14 protein-coding genes are annotated in these 13,870 nt (G+C 68.2%); 7 read left to right on the forward strand and 7 right to left on the reverse strand.

The features are described 5' to 3' along the window. Positions 1 to 265: 265 nt before the first annotated feature. From ABN401_RS16160 to ABN401_RS16170, 3 genes are all read right to left on the reverse strand, one after another. On the reverse strand, positions 266 to 769 hold the full coding sequence (locus tag ABN401_RS16160) for an FKBP-type peptidyl-prolyl cis-trans isomerase (RefSeq protein WP_349685898.1): 504 nt from the start codon (positions 767 to 769) through the stop codon (positions 266 to 268). Between the two features lie 41 nt (positions 770 to 810). Beyond that, positions 811 to 2,436: a response regulator gene (locus ABN401_RS16165; RefSeq protein WP_349685899.1), complete on the reverse strand. Its 1,626-nt coding sequence runs from the start codon at positions 2,434 to 2,436 to the stop codon at positions 811 to 813. A 122-nt stretch (positions 2,437 to 2,558) separates the two neighbouring features. Then, a complete protein-coding gene (locus ABN401_RS16170) occupies positions 2,559 to 2,966 on the reverse strand; it encodes a YciI family protein (protein WP_349685900.1) in 408 nt (135 codons plus the stop codon). A 56-nt stretch (positions 2,967 to 3,022) separates the two neighbouring features. Here ABN401_RS16170 and ABN401_RS16175 point away from each other — a divergent pair, with 56 nt between their 5' ends. Continuing rightward, positions 3,023 to 4,336: an MFS transporter gene (locus ABN401_RS16175; RefSeq protein ID WP_349685901.1), complete on the forward strand. Its 1,314-nt coding sequence runs from the start codon at positions 3,023 to 3,025 to the stop codon at positions 4,334 to 4,336. A gap of 126 nt (positions 4,337 to 4,462) precedes the next feature. Here the strand turns inward: ABN401_RS16175 and ABN401_RS16180 are convergent, their stop codons facing one another. From ABN401_RS16180 to ABN401_RS16190, 3 genes are all read right to left on the reverse strand, one after another. After that, complete coding sequence (locus tag ABN401_RS16180; protein WP_349685902.1) at positions 4,463 to 5,881, reverse strand: alpha/beta fold hydrolase; 1,419 nt, start codon at positions 5,879 to 5,881, stop codon at positions 4,463 to 4,465. Positions 5,882 to 6,034: 153 nt separating this feature from the next. Then, on the reverse strand, positions 6,035 to 7,033 hold the full coding sequence (locus tag ABN401_RS16185; protein ID WP_349685903.1) for a zinc-binding dehydrogenase: 999 nt from the start codon (positions 7,031 to 7,033) through the stop codon (positions 6,035 to 6,037). Next, positions 7,030 to 7,908 (reverse strand): VOC family protein, encoded by an 879-nt coding sequence (locus ABN401_RS16190; protein WP_349685904.1) that lies wholly within the window; start codon positions 7,906 to 7,908, stop codon positions 7,030 to 7,032. Before ABN401_RS16190 ends, ABN401_RS16185 begins: the two co-directional genes overlap by 4 nt. An 85-nt stretch (positions 7,909 to 7,993) precedes the next feature. On the opposite strand from ABN401_RS16190, the gene ABN401_RS16195 reads away from it, so the two are divergent. Further along, entirely contained in the window at positions 7,994 to 8,296 is a 303-nt protein-coding gene (locus tag ABN401_RS16195) for a DUF1330 domain-containing protein (RefSeq protein WP_349685905.1), read from the forward strand. Between the two features lie 21 nt (positions 8,297 to 8,317). Next, positions 8,318 to 9,214: a DUF1838 family protein gene (locus ABN401_RS16200; RefSeq protein WP_349685906.1), complete on the forward strand. Its 897-nt coding sequence runs from the start codon at positions 8,318 to 8,320 to the stop codon at positions 9,212 to 9,214. Between the two features lie 75 nt (positions 9,215 to 9,289). Here the strand turns inward: ABN401_RS16200 and rpmG are convergent, their stop codons facing one another. Beyond that, a complete protein-coding gene (rpmG, locus tag ABN401_RS16205) occupies positions 9,290 to 9,457 on the reverse strand; it encodes a 50S ribosomal protein L33 (protein WP_029417689.1) in 168 nt (55 codons plus the stop codon). A 129-nt stretch (positions 9,458 to 9,586) separates the two neighbouring features. Here rpmG and ABN401_RS16210 point away from each other — a divergent pair, with 129 nt between their 5' ends. The 4 genes from ABN401_RS16210 to fusA all read left to right on the forward strand — a co-directional run bounded on the left by ABN401_RS16210 (position 9,587) and on the right by fusA (position 13,745). Beyond that, complete coding sequence (locus ABN401_RS16210) at positions 9,587 to 10,147, forward strand: hypothetical protein (protein WP_349685907.1); 561 nt, start codon at positions 9,587 to 9,589, stop codon at positions 10,145 to 10,147. Between the two features lie 452 nt (positions 10,148 to 10,599). Further along, positions 10,600 to 10,974, forward strand: coding sequence for a 30S ribosomal protein S12 (gene rpsL, locus ABN401_RS16215; protein ID WP_021697983.1), 375 nt, complete (start codon positions 10,600 to 10,602; stop codon positions 10,972 to 10,974). Positions 10,975 to 11,043: 69 nt separating this feature from the next. Beyond that, a complete protein-coding gene (gene rpsG / locus ABN401_RS16220; RefSeq protein WP_056615544.1) occupies positions 11,044 to 11,517 on the forward strand; it encodes a 30S ribosomal protein S7 in 474 nt (157 codons plus the stop codon). Positions 11,518 to 11,663: 146 nt separating this feature from the next. Continuing rightward, positions 11,664 to 13,745: an elongation factor G gene (fusA, locus tag ABN401_RS16225; protein ID WP_349685908.1), complete on the forward strand. Its 2,082-nt coding sequence runs from the start codon at positions 11,664 to 11,666 to the stop codon at positions 13,743 to 13,745. Positions 13,746 to 13,870: the final 125 nt, after the last annotated feature.

Genomic DNA, 13,870 nt, shown 5'->3' on the forward strand with positions numbered 1-13,870 from the left:
TGGGGCTTCGAGCGCGGCGGGTGTTGGAATCGTTGGCGGAATCCGGGCGAGTGCGGATGATTGAAGATTTTTCCTTCTCCCCTTGCGGGAGAAGGTGGCCCGGAGGGCCGGATGAGGGGTGAAAGGAACCGGCGCCGGTGAGCGTTCGAACCGCTCTCCTACCGGCCGAGACCGAGTGCCACCCCTCATCCGTCTCGCTTCGCGAGCCACCTACTCCCGCAATTCGAGAAGGAACTCGACGCGAAATCCTTCGGCGTGATGCGTCCTACTTCACCTCGATCAGTTCGACCTTGAACAGGAGGGTGGAGTTGGGGGGCAGTTCGTCGCCGCCGACCCAGCGGTCGCCGTAGCCCAGGGTGGCGGGGATGGCGAAGTGAAAGGTCTCGCCCTCGCGCATCAGGGCGACGCCCTCGGTCCAGCCGGCGATGACGCGGTTCAGGGGGAACTCGGCCGGTTCGCCCCGGTCATAGGAGCTGTCGAATTTGCGGCCGTCGATGAAGGTGCCCTCGTAGTGGACGCGCACGGTGTCGGTCGCGGTCGGCTGGCGGCCCGACGGGATAGCGCGGCCCTCGCGGCGGTACTGGAGCCCCGAGGCGGTCGTGGTCCAGCCGCGACGGGCCCCGTTCCAGACCAGATAGGCGGCCTGCCCGGCGACATAGGCTTCGGGCGTCGAATGCTGAGAGGCCGCGGCGTCGGCGACAGGCGCGGTCGGGGCGGTGGCGCAGGCGGCCAGGAGCGACAGCGCGGCGAGGGGGGCGAGACGGATCATGCGCCGAGGCTTAGCAGCGCCGCCGGGCGCTGCGAAGGGGGTCAGGCGGCGCGGCGTCCCTTGGCCGGGGCCGTCACGCCAGCGGCCTCGGTGGGTTCCTGAAGCGCGGCGTTCATGGCCATGCGAAGGCGCTCGGGCTTGATCGGCTTTTCGACCACGGCGGCCATGCCGATCGACAGGTAGTGTCTGGCGTCGTCCGGATCGGCGTTGGCGGTCAGGGCGACGATGGGGATGGCGCCGATCGGACCGGGCAGGGCGCGGATGGCCTGGGTCGCCTGGACACCGTCCATGCGGGGCATCTTGATGTCCATCAAGACCAGGTCGAACGGGCGGGACTGGACGGCCTCGAGCGCCTCCAGGCCGTCTTCGGCGGTCTCGGAGGTGCAGCCGAACATCTCGCACAGGGCCTGGGCCACCACGCGATTGGTGGCGTTGTCGTCGACGATCAGGATGTGCGGCGTGGTCTGAAGGTCCAGACCCGACAGGGAGGAGACGTTGGTCGCGGCCTCGATCGGCCGGTCCGCGAGGGGGGCGGCGAGGTCGAAGGCGAAGGTGGCGCCGCGCCCTGTGTTGTTCTCTGCCCAGATGCGACCATCGAGGCGCTCGATGATCTGGCGGCAGATGGACAGGCCCAGCCCGGCGCCGTCAGGACCCGAACCGTGGACGAAGGGCTCGAAGATGGCGTCGACCCGGTCGGCGTCGACGCCCGGACCGTCGTCGCGGACCCGCGCCTCCATGTGGACGCGGTCGTTCTCGGACCAGGCCCTGAGGCTGGCCTCGACCACGCCGTTGCGGGCGAACTTCAGGGCGTTGCCGATCAGATTGTTGAACACCTGCTTCAGGCGAATGGGATCGATCAGGGTCGCGAGCTCGGTGTCGCCTTCGTAGCCGACCATCAGGCGGACGGAATCCTGCGACGCGCGGGGGGTCCACATCTGCTCGATGTCGTCCATGAGGGCACGAAGCGGCGTGGGGGCGGGGGTCATCTCCAGCTCGCCGGCCTCGGCGCGCGACAGGTCCAACGCGTCCTGGAGGATGCGCAGCAGGGTCTCGGAGCTGTCGACGATGGTCTGGACGTGGGAATGGGCCGCGTCGTTCAAGGGCTGGCGACGCAGCAGCTCGGCCACCGCGAGGACGCCGTTCATGGGGGTCCGCAGTTCGTGGCTCATGATCGCCAGGAACTGGCTCTTGGCCCGGGCCGAGGCCAGGGCCTGGGTGCGGCTGTCGGTCAGGGCGCGGGCCTGGTCGGCGAGTTCCTCATTGCGGCTGCGCTGCTCGTCGTTGACGGCCTGGAGCAGGCCGACCGCGGTGCCGACGCCGCGATAGCGACCCTCGCGCGTGACGATGAAGCCGCGCATCAGGGCCCCGGGCCCCGACTTGATCAGGATGTCGCAGAAGGCGTCGATGCGGACGCCGGCCTCGACCACGGCGGGCTCGGGGTCCATCACCATCGACACCGGGCGGTTGGCGTAGAGGGCGTGACCGAAGGGCCCCGCGATCTTCAACAGGAAGGCGTTTCGCTCGATCAGCCCGACCGGGCGATCGTCGTCCACGACAGGGATCACGAGCGTGTCAGGCTCGGTCTGGAACCGAGCGAAGATCTGTCCGGCGAGCGCCGTGGGGGCGACTGGCTCGGCGCGTTCCGTCAGGACTTCGATAGTCGGCATACTGCGGCCGAAACTCCCTGCTACCGGTGGACAGTATCGGGGAACCATTTTCGGAAACGTTAAGCGGAAACGAGAGTTTCTCCGATCTGGTCGACGGTTCAGATGCGGAGCCTGGCCGGCCCTCAGCCGCCGGTGGCCCGATGGGCGATGGAGGCGGCGTCGGCCCAGATCTTGCCGCCGACCCACAGACCGATCGACGGGGTGATCTCGGTCAACGCAATGTCCGCATAGAGGTCGGAGGTGATGTAGGGGTCGCCGCGCATGACACACCAGGCCTCCTCGGCGTCGGCGGCGCGGACCAGGAAGTAGGAGCCGCAGAGCGCCGTCTCGCCCGGACGCCGCATGGGGCCGGCGACGACATAGCGCCGCCAGTGGGCCTCGACGTGGGCGAGGTGGCCCTCCAGATGCTCGACGCGGCGGGCGGGGCCCGCGGGGCCGTCCTTGCAGACGAACAGGAACAGGGGCGTCTCGTCTTTCGGCACATGAGGTGGCGCGTCGTCGGCGGCAGCAGGGGCGATCGGCTCTTGCATCGGTCGGGAATCCGTCGGCAAATGGTATAGACTTATACCAACTGATCGGGACGGGCATGCAAGCACAGTCTGGGGCGAAAGCCGGATACGGCGAATTCAAGCTGGGCTGGCCCGTGGTGCTGTCGGCGATGCTCGGCATCGGGCTCGGACTGTCGCCCCTTCCGTTCTACACCATCGGTATCCTGGCGCCGGAGCTGGCCCGGGAGTTCGGCTGGGGCTTCGCCGAAATCCTGGGCGGCCTGCCGATCATGACCTTCGCCGTCCTGATCGCCAGCCCCCTGGTCGGGCTGCTGGCGGACCGGATCGGGGTGCGGACCGTGGCGCTGGTCTCCTTGCTGCTGTTCGGTCTGGCCTTCGCCGGGTTCGCGGCCAACACGGGCGACATTCGCCTGTTCTATGCGACCTGGGGGATCATGGCCCTGGTCGGGGCCGGCACCCTGCCGGTGACCTGGACGCGGGCGGTGAACAACCGTTTCGAGGTGCACAAGGGCCTGGCGCTGGGGCTGTCGCTGGTGGGGACCGGCCTGTTCGGGTTCGCCTGCAAGCCCTACACCGCCTGGCTGGTCGAGGAGTTCGGCTGGCGGGTGGCCTATCTGGGCGTGGCGGCTCTGCCGCTGCTGGTGGCCCTGCCGATCGCCTTCATCTTCTTCCACGACGTGGGTGGAAAGACCGCGACGGCGGCCGAGCGGCGGGTGGCGGACGCGGAGCGCAAGGCCGTGACGCCGGGCCTCAGCTTCGGCCAGGCGCTGAAGGACTGGCGGTTCTGGGTTCTGGCGGTGGCCTTCGTGCCGATCAGCTTCGCGGTTGGCGGCCCGATCCCGAACATCGAGAACATCCTGAGGTCCAACGGCTTCGAGGCCGGGGACATCGTGACGCTGGCGTCGCTGATCGGCCTGTCGGTGATCGGCGGGCGTCTGCTGGGTGGCTGGCTGATCGACCGTATCTGGGCGCCCGGCGTGGCCTTCGTGCTGCTGAGCGCCCCGGCCGTGGCCTGCTGGCTGCTGGCCCAGGGGACGACCGATCCGGTCATCGCCGGCCTGTCGATCGTGCTGATCGGCTTCGCGGCAGGCGTCGAATACGACCTGATGGCCTTCATGGTGGCGCGCTACTTCGGGCTGAAGAGCTATGGCGGCATCTATGGGGCGCTCTACGGCTTCTTCGCCCTGGGGGCCGGGATCGGGCCTGTGATCTTCGGCCAGTATTTCGACCGGACGGGCAGCTATGAGACCATCCTGCTGTACTCGGCCGTGGGGCTGGTGGCGGGGGCGGCGCTGCTCTTGCTGATGGGCAAGTACCGTGACTTCGGCGGGGACCGGACCGAGGCCACGGCGGCGGCGGAGCGGACGACGGACCCGGACTTCGCGGCCTGATACATTCCCGCCGTCATCCTCGGACTTGATCCGGGGATCGGATGTGCCGCGCCCGGTACGAAAGTCTGGGCGGATACGGTCCCGCGCCATCCCTCTGTTCTGCGGGAGGATGGTCCGATCCTCGGGTCAAGCCCGAGGATGACGGATCTGTGGGGATGAGGCGGCCCATTCCTCAAAGTCGCTCCATCGCCGGTGCGCCCGCAACAGGCTGACGGCGCGGGCGTGTGTGGCGGCGAGGTCGGCGGGGCGGTCAATGCGGTAGGCCGGATCGCGGCGGTGCCAGGGGTCGAACAGGCGCTCCCACGACGCGATGCGGAAGGCGCGGAGAAGGTGGGCCCCGTCCCACTCCGGGGCCAGTGACGGGACCGGATCGGGTGGGCCGAGGACGCGGCCGGGGCGGGGCTCGACGCCGGTCAGGGCCGAGGCGAGGACGGAGCCCGCGCCGACGCCGGTGATCTCGGCGTCGGTGAGGTTGAGCGCGTCGAGCGCGGCGCGAACGGTCTCGGGCCAGTCGATGGGGCCGGTCCAGCCCTCCGACGACAGGCCGTGGCCGGGAAGGTCGAGCGCGATCACGGGGCGGCCCTCGGGCGGGGTCAGGTCGGCGGCGGAGCCTCCGGCGTCGTGGAGCATCACCAGCGGGCGGCCGGGGACTTCGGACAGGCGGTGGACAGCAAGGCGGTCGTCGCCGAGCGCCAGGAAGCCGTCTCCGATCCGGTCCGGCGCGGGGTCTCCGGGGTGGGCCGCCAGGTGGTCGACGGCGGCGGCATGCAGGCTCAGCGCGTCCGGCAGAACGACGCCCCGTCCCGCCAGCCCCGGCCGATCCAGATGGGCGGTCAGGATGTCGGAGGCGGCGCAGGCGATCAGGGCGGTCTCAGACAGGTGGGGCGTCACCGCCTCGGCGCGGAAGGTGAAGGCGGCGCGATACACCGGGCGGTAGGCGTCGCCGGTCGCCAGCAGGTCCATGGCGTTTGCGTGGATGTGCTCGGGGCTGGAGACCGCCATGGCCATCCGCTCGGCCGGATCGGTCGAATGCCAGGGGAAGAAGACGGTCTGGGCCTCCATCCGCGCCCACAGCCAGGCCATGTGGGATCCGTCCCAGACGGGTTCGAACGGCGGCAGATAGTCGGCGAGGAAGCGGTCGCGCTCGACCTCGGTCCAGGCGGGCAGGCCGTCGCAGACGAGGGCGGCGGTGCTCTGGGGGAACAGGGCGGCGAATGTCGCGGCGGTCGCGGCGCCGGTGTGGAAGCCGTAGAGGCCGACGCGCGACAGGCCCAGCGTCTCGGTCAGGCGGTGCAGCGCGTGGGCGAAGTCGGCGCTGTCGGGATCGGCGATCGGCAGGGGGTCGGAAGCACCCGCGCCCGGGGTGTCGGGGGCGAGGGCCGTCAGGCCGCGCGCGGCCAGCGCCTGGCAGACCGCCTCGACGGCGCGGGAGGACTGGGGCGAGCCGTGGATCACGAGCACGGCGGGGCCTCGCCCATAGCGGCGGATCAGGACGCGGCGGCCGTCGACCGTGACGAATCCGCGCTCACCGCCGGATCTAACCATTTCCGCTCATCCCCGCGAAAGCGGGGACCCAGTTCTGAAGTGAGGCGGGGTGTTCGGGATTGGGCTCGCGACAAACCCGGTGGCAATCACCGCCCAAAGCACTGGGTCCCCGCTTTCGCGGGGATGAGCGGAGAGAGGGGGTGCCGGGGCGGATCACACCCGGACCAGGGTCTTGCCGACGTTCTCGCCGCGCATCAGGCGTTCCAGTTGGCGACCGGCGCTGTCGAAGCCCTGCCCGATGTCTTCGGCGATGGTCAGGCGGCCATCCTTGACCCAGGGCTCGGCCAGCGCGGTCCACTCGGACCAGCGGGGGTAGAAGTCATAGACGACGAGGCCGAACACGGCGGCGCGCTTGCCGACGAGGGGGCCGATGGCGGTCACGGCCGGGCCCGCGTCGGCGTGGTAGTGGTCGGCGAGGCCACACAGGACGACGCGGCCGTAGGGCTTCAGACTGCGGATGCCGACGGCGAGCTGGCCCGCGCCGACGTTCTCGAAATGGATGGTGGAGCCGGGCAAGACGGCGGCGGCCACCTGGGCCTCCCAGTCGGCGACGCGGTAGTCGATGCAGGCGTCGAAGCCGTAGCGGTCGACGACGAGGGCGCACTTCTCGGGCCCGCCCGCGATGCCGACGGCGCGGCCGCCGAGGTTCCTGGCGATCTGGCCCGCGACGCCGCCGACGGTTCCGGCCGCGGCGTTGACGGTCAGCAGGTCGCCCTCGCCCGTCTTCGCCAGCTGGGTCATGCCCGCCCAGGCCGTCAGGCCGGGCATGCCCAGCACGCTGAGGTGCAGCGACGGCGCGATGTCGGTCGAGACGCGGCGCGCACCGTCCGAACGGACCCAGGCCAGGTCGGTCCAGCCGACCTCGACCACCACGCGGTCGCCGGGGGCGTAGGCAGAGTCGCGGCTGTCCTCGACCTCCGCCACGCAGAAGCCGGGCAGGGGCTCGCCGGGCGCAGGCGCGGGCTCGCCCATGTGACGGCCCCGGATGCGGGCACCGATGTAGGGGTCGAGCGACAGGAACAGCGGCCGGACCTTCAGCCAGCCGTCGCCTTCGGGCGGGGTGCGGTCTCGCGCCACGATGGTGAAGTCGGCGGCGACGGGGGCGGCGGTGACGGGGCGGGCGAGGACGACCTCTTGGGCTAGCTCGCTCATGCCTCGACGACCTCGACCAGGGTGCCGTCGGGGGCGCGCAGGGTGCCCGCCCGCTTGCCGTCGTAGACCGCGCCTTCGCGGGCGGCGGGTGGGGTGATCCAGCCCTTCAGCGCGTCGAAGTCCGGGTGGCGGAAGGTGGTGATGGCGATGCCGGGAGGCAGGGCGCCGGGCTCGGTCGGTCGGGCGGTCGTGGCGTCCGGATACTGGTCCAGCTCCAGGAAGCAGTCGCGGCCGTGCACCATGGTCGCCAGGGTGTGTCTGGTGTCTGCCGGCAGGTCGAAGGCGGCGTTGATCATGGTGTAGACCAGGTCCATCGACCGGCCGGCCGATAGTCTCAGCTGCCCCTCGAACCAGTCCAGCGAGGCCCGCAGGTCCGAACAGGCGAGCACGATGATGAACAGCTTGTCGATCAGGCTGCCCGCGCGCGGCAGGTCATAGGCCGGCAGGTTGTCCCGGATCTGGGTCAGATAGACGATCTCCTGATCCGGGCCCTTCACCTGCATGGGGAAGATGGCGGGCAGGCCGTCCAGTTCTTTGGGCGGGCCGATGATCTGGAAGGGCGAACGCTCCATGCGGGCGTTCACGGCGTGGGTGTCCTGGGTGCAGATCTCGATGGCGGCCCAGCCGTAGGTGCGGAGCGGCAGGTAGTCGGCGGGCGTCCGACCCTCGACGAAGCGGAGGAAGACATCGGCTCCGGACGCCGGGCGGCAGACGACCGAGGCGCGGTCGGCGGACGCGGGGCAGCCCCAGGCGGCAGCGAGGTCGGCGGGGACGGGACCGCGCTCCACCACCGCGTAGTCCAGCCATTCGACATAAAGGGCGGCGGCCGCCTCGGGGTCGGCGACGGTCAGGGTGGCGGCGCGCAGCAGTTCCATAGGTCGCGATTCCGGAGGGCTGATCGAAATGGTATAGATTTATATCATTTGAGCGCGCTAGGGTGGGCTTAGCAAGGGGGAGCCGATGGCCGCCTATATGATCGTGCTGGCGAGGATCGAGGACCGCGATCGGTTCATCGGCGGCTATGGCCAGGCGGCGGCGGCCCTGATCGCCCAGCACGGCGGGCGATATCTGGTGCGGGCGCCGGGTGTGCAACTGCTGGAGGGCGACTGGGGCGACGGGTCGTCGGCGGTCATCTCCGAATGGCCCGACATGGCGGCTCTGCGCGCCTTCTGGGACAGCCCCGACTACGCCGAGATCAAGACACTGCGCGACGGGATCGCGGATTGCCGCGTCTGGGCCGTCGAGGCCCCCAAGATCACCTGACGTCTCAACGGAGGAAACGAGATGACGAGAACCCTGACCGCCGTGGCCGCTCTCGCCGCCGTCGCCTTGCCGATGTCTGCGAGCGCGCAGACGATCGACCTGTCGACGCCCGCCGGGGCCATCGCGGCGAACCGCAAGGTCCAGTGCTCGACCGTGGATGGCGAGCCGGTGGTCTACCACTGGTCAGGCCGGGTGTTCGCCCGCTCGCCCGGAGAGCCGGACCGCCACATCTTCAACGTCGAGGGCATGAACGTCCGCCAGTGCGGCACGGTCAGCGACCCGGTGCGGGGGACGGGATACCGGCTCGTGTCGCGCGAGCTGATGCTCTACCTCGACCCGCGCACCAACGAGATCCTGCGCAGCTGGACCAATCCGGTCACCGATCAGGTCGTCGAGGTGGTCCATGTCGCCAACGACCCCGTGAACTCGCGCCCGACCTATGAGCGCAACGCCGACGGCTCGCCGTTCACGTTCAGCGGCCGGGTCAACCAGGGCAAGGTGTTCCTGAACTTCGAGGCTCCGCTGTTCTATGTGAACCCGCTGGGCGGCGACTATCAGGAGTATGTCGGCAACCAGTACCACGCCATGGAGATCTTCGACTTCTCGATGCAGGAGGCCGACCTGATCGACGGGTCGCGGCCCCGGGCCGACCCCGCCATCGCCTGGGTGCGGATGTCGCCGTGGCTGCCGTGGATGCGGATGGGCGGACGGCCCGGAGGCCTGGTGTTCAACGCGGTCGGACAGACCATGTCGAACGGTATCGACGGCTTGCCGCAGGTTCTGCGGGACGAGATCGCGGCCAACTATCCCGACTATGTCGCCCCGCCGCCGCTGACCGACACGCGGCCAAACGAGACCAGCTGGACCTATTTCAAGAAGATCTTCGACGCCGAGCGCGCGGCCGCCGCGGCGCAATAGCCGCCGAGGTCCGCACAAACGAAAACGCCCGGCCGCGAGGCCGGGCGTTCTTGCGTTGGGGCGAGCAAGGCCGCCTTACTTGATCTTGCCTTCCTTGAATTCGACGTGCTTCTTCACGACCGGATCGTACTTCTTGACGACCATCTTCTCGGTCATGGTGCGGGCGTTCTTCTTGGTGACGTAGAAGAAGCCGGTGTCGGCGGTCGAGTTCAGGCGGATCTTGATGGAGGCGGGCTTGGCCATCGGAAATTACCTTTGCGACGGCGGGAAGCCGCGAAAATGAGAGGCGCGGAACATACTCAGGGATGTTCCGAAGTCAACGCCGGACTTGTCGGCTTGCGAAGCGCCGTTCCGGGCCGCAGGCTGGGCCGCATGAAAGCCCTCCTGATCGCCCCCGTCCTGCTGGTCCTCGCCGCCTGCGCCAGCCTGCCCGCCGGACCGTCGTCGCAGCAGGACGCCTTCATGGGACGGCTGAACGCCCTGTGCGGCCAGAGGTTCGAGGGGCGGGTGGTCACGACCGACGCCGCCGACGCCGGCTTCGCCTCGCAGCGCCTGCTGATGCATGTGCGGGACTGTTCCGCTGCGGAGGTGCGTATTCCCTTCAGCGTCGGCGAGGACCGGTCGCGGACCTGGGTGGTCACGCGCACGGCCGAGGGACTGACCCTGAAGCACGATCACCGCGATCCGGAAGGACGCCCCGACGGCCTGCACTGGTACGGCGGCGACACGACGGGGTCGGGGACAGAGGCGCGCCAGGCGTTCCCGGTCGATGATTTCTCGATCGAGCTGTTCATCGCCGGGGACGCCTCGGTCTCGACCACCAACGTCTGGGCCATGGAGGTCCATCCGGACCGGATGTTCGCCTATGAACTGCGGCGGCCCAACCGGCATTTCCGCGTGGAGTTCGACCTGACGCGACCGGTGGCGGAGTAGGGGGCGGGCTTTTCACGATTCCGCTCATCCCCGCGAAAGCGGGGACCCAGTGCTTAAGTGAGGCACGGTGTGCGGGATGAGCTTCCGCCTAAACTCGCGTCCAGCCATCGCCCAAAGCACTGGGTCCCCGCTTTCGCGGGGATGAGCGGAAAAAGGGGGAGTGGCTTGACCCTCAGCCCCCATCCGAGTAAACGCGCCGGACTTTCGAGGCGGGGCCTGCCCCATCCTGATCGTGACAATTGAACGGACGGGCTGTGCCCGCCGGAACGCCCGAAGCGCGCGTTCCGGGCATTTGTGTTTTCCGGTTCGCCGGAGCGAACCGGTGGCTGTTTGGTTCGACCGTCAGTCTCGAACGATCCCGGGCGGCGCATCCGCGTCGTTCAAAAGAAGGAAACCGAGGCGCCCCGGCCGACAGGCACACGCCTCCATCAGAAGTCGAGACCGTCCTACCGATGCCTACGATCAACCAACTGATCCGCAAGCCCCGCAAGCCCAAGCCCGTGCGCAACAAGGTGCCCGCGCTGGAGGGTTCGCCCCAGCGCCGCGGCGTCTGCACCCGCGTCTATACGACGACCCCCAAGAAGCCGAACTCGGCCCTGCGTAAGGTCGCCAAGGTCCGCCTCGCCAAGAACGGCTACGAAGCCGTGTGCTACATCCCCGGCGAGGGCCACAATCTGCAGGAGCACTCGGTGGTCCTGATCCGCGGCGGCCGCGTCAAGGACTTGCCCGGCGTGCGCTACCACATCCTGCGCGGCGTGCTGGACACGCAAGGCGTCAAGGACCGCAAGCAGCGCCGTTCGCACTACGGCGCCAAGCGTCCGAAGTAAGCGACCCGCACCCTCAGAATTCGGCCGACGCAGAGCGGCCCCCAGACATCGAACTAGAAGGCCACCACCATGTCCCGTCGTCACCGCGCCCAGAAACGCGAAGTCCTGCCGGATCCCAAATACAAGGATCTGACCGTCACCAAGTTCATGAATTACGTCATGTACGAGGGCAAGAAGGCTGTCGCCGAGAACATCGTCTACGGCGCCTTCGAAATCCTGGCCGACAAGAAGAAGGACTTCGAGCCGGTCCAGACCTTCCACACCGCCCTGGAGAACGTCCAGCCGTCGGTCGAGGTCCGCTCGCGTCGCGTCGGCGGCGCCACCTATCAGGTGCCGGTCGAGGTTCGCCCCGACCGTCGTCGCGCCCTGGCCATCCGCTGGCTGGTCAACGCCGCCCGCAAGCGTGGCGAGAACACCATGACCGAAAAGCTGGCCGCCGAGCTGCTGGACGCGTCCAACAACCGCGGCACCGCGGTCAAGAAGCGCGAAGACACCCACAAGATGGCCGAGGCCAACCGCGCCTTCTCGCACTACCGCTGGTAACGCCTTTAAAGCGTCATCTGCGCTGACTATCTGGGACTTTCGAGTGCGGGCGATTTCAGCTAGATCGCCCGCGCCCGTTTATCCAGACACCGACATCTCCCCGAGGGCGCCCACCGCGTCCTGAACCTACTTCAAGGCACGCTTTCATGGCCCGCACTCACAAGCTCGAGGACTACCGCAACTTCGGCATCATGGCCCACATCGACGCGGGCAAGACGACGACGACCGAGCGGATCCTGTATTACACCGGCAAGAACCATAAGATCGGCGAAGTCCACGACGGCGCCGCGACCATGGACTGGATGGACCAGGAGCAGGAACGCGGCATCACCATCACGTCGGCCGCGACGACCGCCTTCTGGCAGGGCAAGCGCCTGAACATCATCGACACGCCCGGACACGTCGATTTCACCATCGAGGTCGAGCGTTCGCTGCGCGTGCTGGACGGCGCTGTCGCCGTGCTGGACGGCAACGCCGGCGTCGAGCCGCAGACCGAGACCGTCTGGCGCCAGGCTGACAAATACAAGGTTCCCCGGATCGTCTTCGTCAACAAGATGGACAAGATCGGTGCCGACTTCGACGCCTCGGTGCAGTCGATCCGCGATCGTCTGGGCGCCAAGGCCGTGCCGATCCAGTTCCCGATCGGCGCCGAGAACACCCTGTCCGGCCTGGTCGACATCGTCGCCATGAAGTCGGTCGTCTGGGACAACGACGCCCTGGGCGCCAACTTCACCGTGGGCGAGATCCCGGCGGACCTGGTCGACAAGGCCAATGAGGCCCGCCAGTACCTGATCGACAACGCCGTCGAACTCGACGACGAGGCGATGGAAGCCTACCTCGAAGGCACCGAGCCCTCGCTGGAAGTTCTGAAGAAGTGCATCCGCAAGGCCGTGCTGACCGGCGCCTTCTATCCGATCCTGTGCGGCTCGGCGTTCAAGAACAAGGGCGTGCAGACGCTGCTGGACGCCGTCGTCGACTACCTGCCGTCGCCGCTGGACATCCCGCCGACGCCGGGCATCGACTTCAAGACCGAAGAGCCGATCGTGCGAAAGGCTTCGGACGACGAGCCCCTGTCGATCCTGGCGTTCAAGATCATGGACGACCCCTTCGTCGGCTCGCTGACCTTCTGCCGCCTGTATTCGGGCAAGATGGAGACCGGTCAGAACCTGCTGAATTCGTCGCGCGACAAGCGCGAGCGGGTCGGCCGGATGCTGCAGATGCACTCCAACAACCGCGAGGACGTCAAGGAAGCCTTCGCCGGCGACATCGTCGCCCTGGCCGGCCTCAAGGACACCCGCACGGGCGACACCCTGTGCGATCCCCTGAAGTCGCCGGTCATCCTGGAGAAGATGGAGTTCCCGGCCCCGGTCATCGAGATCTCGGTCGAGCCCAAGACCAAGGCCGACCAGGAGAAGCTGGGCGTGGCCCTGGCCAAGCTGGCGTCGGAGGATCCCTCCTTCACCGTCTCGACCGACCACGAGTCGGGCCAGACCATCCTGAAGGGGATGGGCGAGCTGCACCTCGACATCAAGATCGACATCCTGAAGCGGACCTACAAGGTCGAGGCCACCATCGGCGCGCCTCAGGTCGCCTATCGTGAGAGCCTCGGCCGTAAGGTCGACATCGACTACACGCACAAGAAGCAGACCGGCGGTACGGGCCAGTTCGCCCGCGTCATGATCACCTTCGAACCCGGCGAGCCGGGCTCGGGCTTCGTGTTCGAAAGCGCGATCGTCGGCGGCGCGGTGCCCAAGGAATACATCCCGGGCGTGCAGAAGGGGCTGGAGTCGATCAAGGACTCGGGCCTGTTGGCGGGCTTCCCGCTGATCGACTTCAAGGCGACCCTGACGGACGGCAAGTATCACGACGTCGACTCCAGCGTGCTGGCGTTCGAGATCGCGGCCCGCGCAGCCTTCCGTGAACTGAAGGAAAAGGGCGCGCCCAAGCTGCTCGAGCCGATCATGGCGGTCGAGGTCGTGACTCCCGAGGACTATCTCGGTTCGGTCATCGGCGATCTGAACGGTCGTCGCGGCATGATCCAGGGTCAGGACATGCGCGGCAACGCCACCGTCGTGAACGCCTTCGTGCCGCTGGCCAACATGTTCGGCTATGTGAACACCCTTCGCGGGATGTCGCAGGGCCGCGCCGCCTTCACCATGCAATACGACCACTACGAGCCGGTGCCGCAACACGTCGCCGACGAAGTGATCAAGAAGTACAGCGCCTAAGCACCAACCAATCCCGGCGGACCGTAAAGTCCGGCCGGTTTACGAATATCTCCGGTGGGCTTATGCCCACCGGGGCCCCTGAAAACCTAGGATAAGCCCCCTGTTCAGGGGACGGAGAGAAGAGA

This window comes from Brevundimonas aurifodinae (genome assembly GCF_040195595.1).
GTDB classification, from domain to species: domain Bacteria; phylum Pseudomonadota; class Alphaproteobacteria; order Caulobacterales; family Caulobacteraceae; genus Brevundimonas; species Brevundimonas aurifodinae.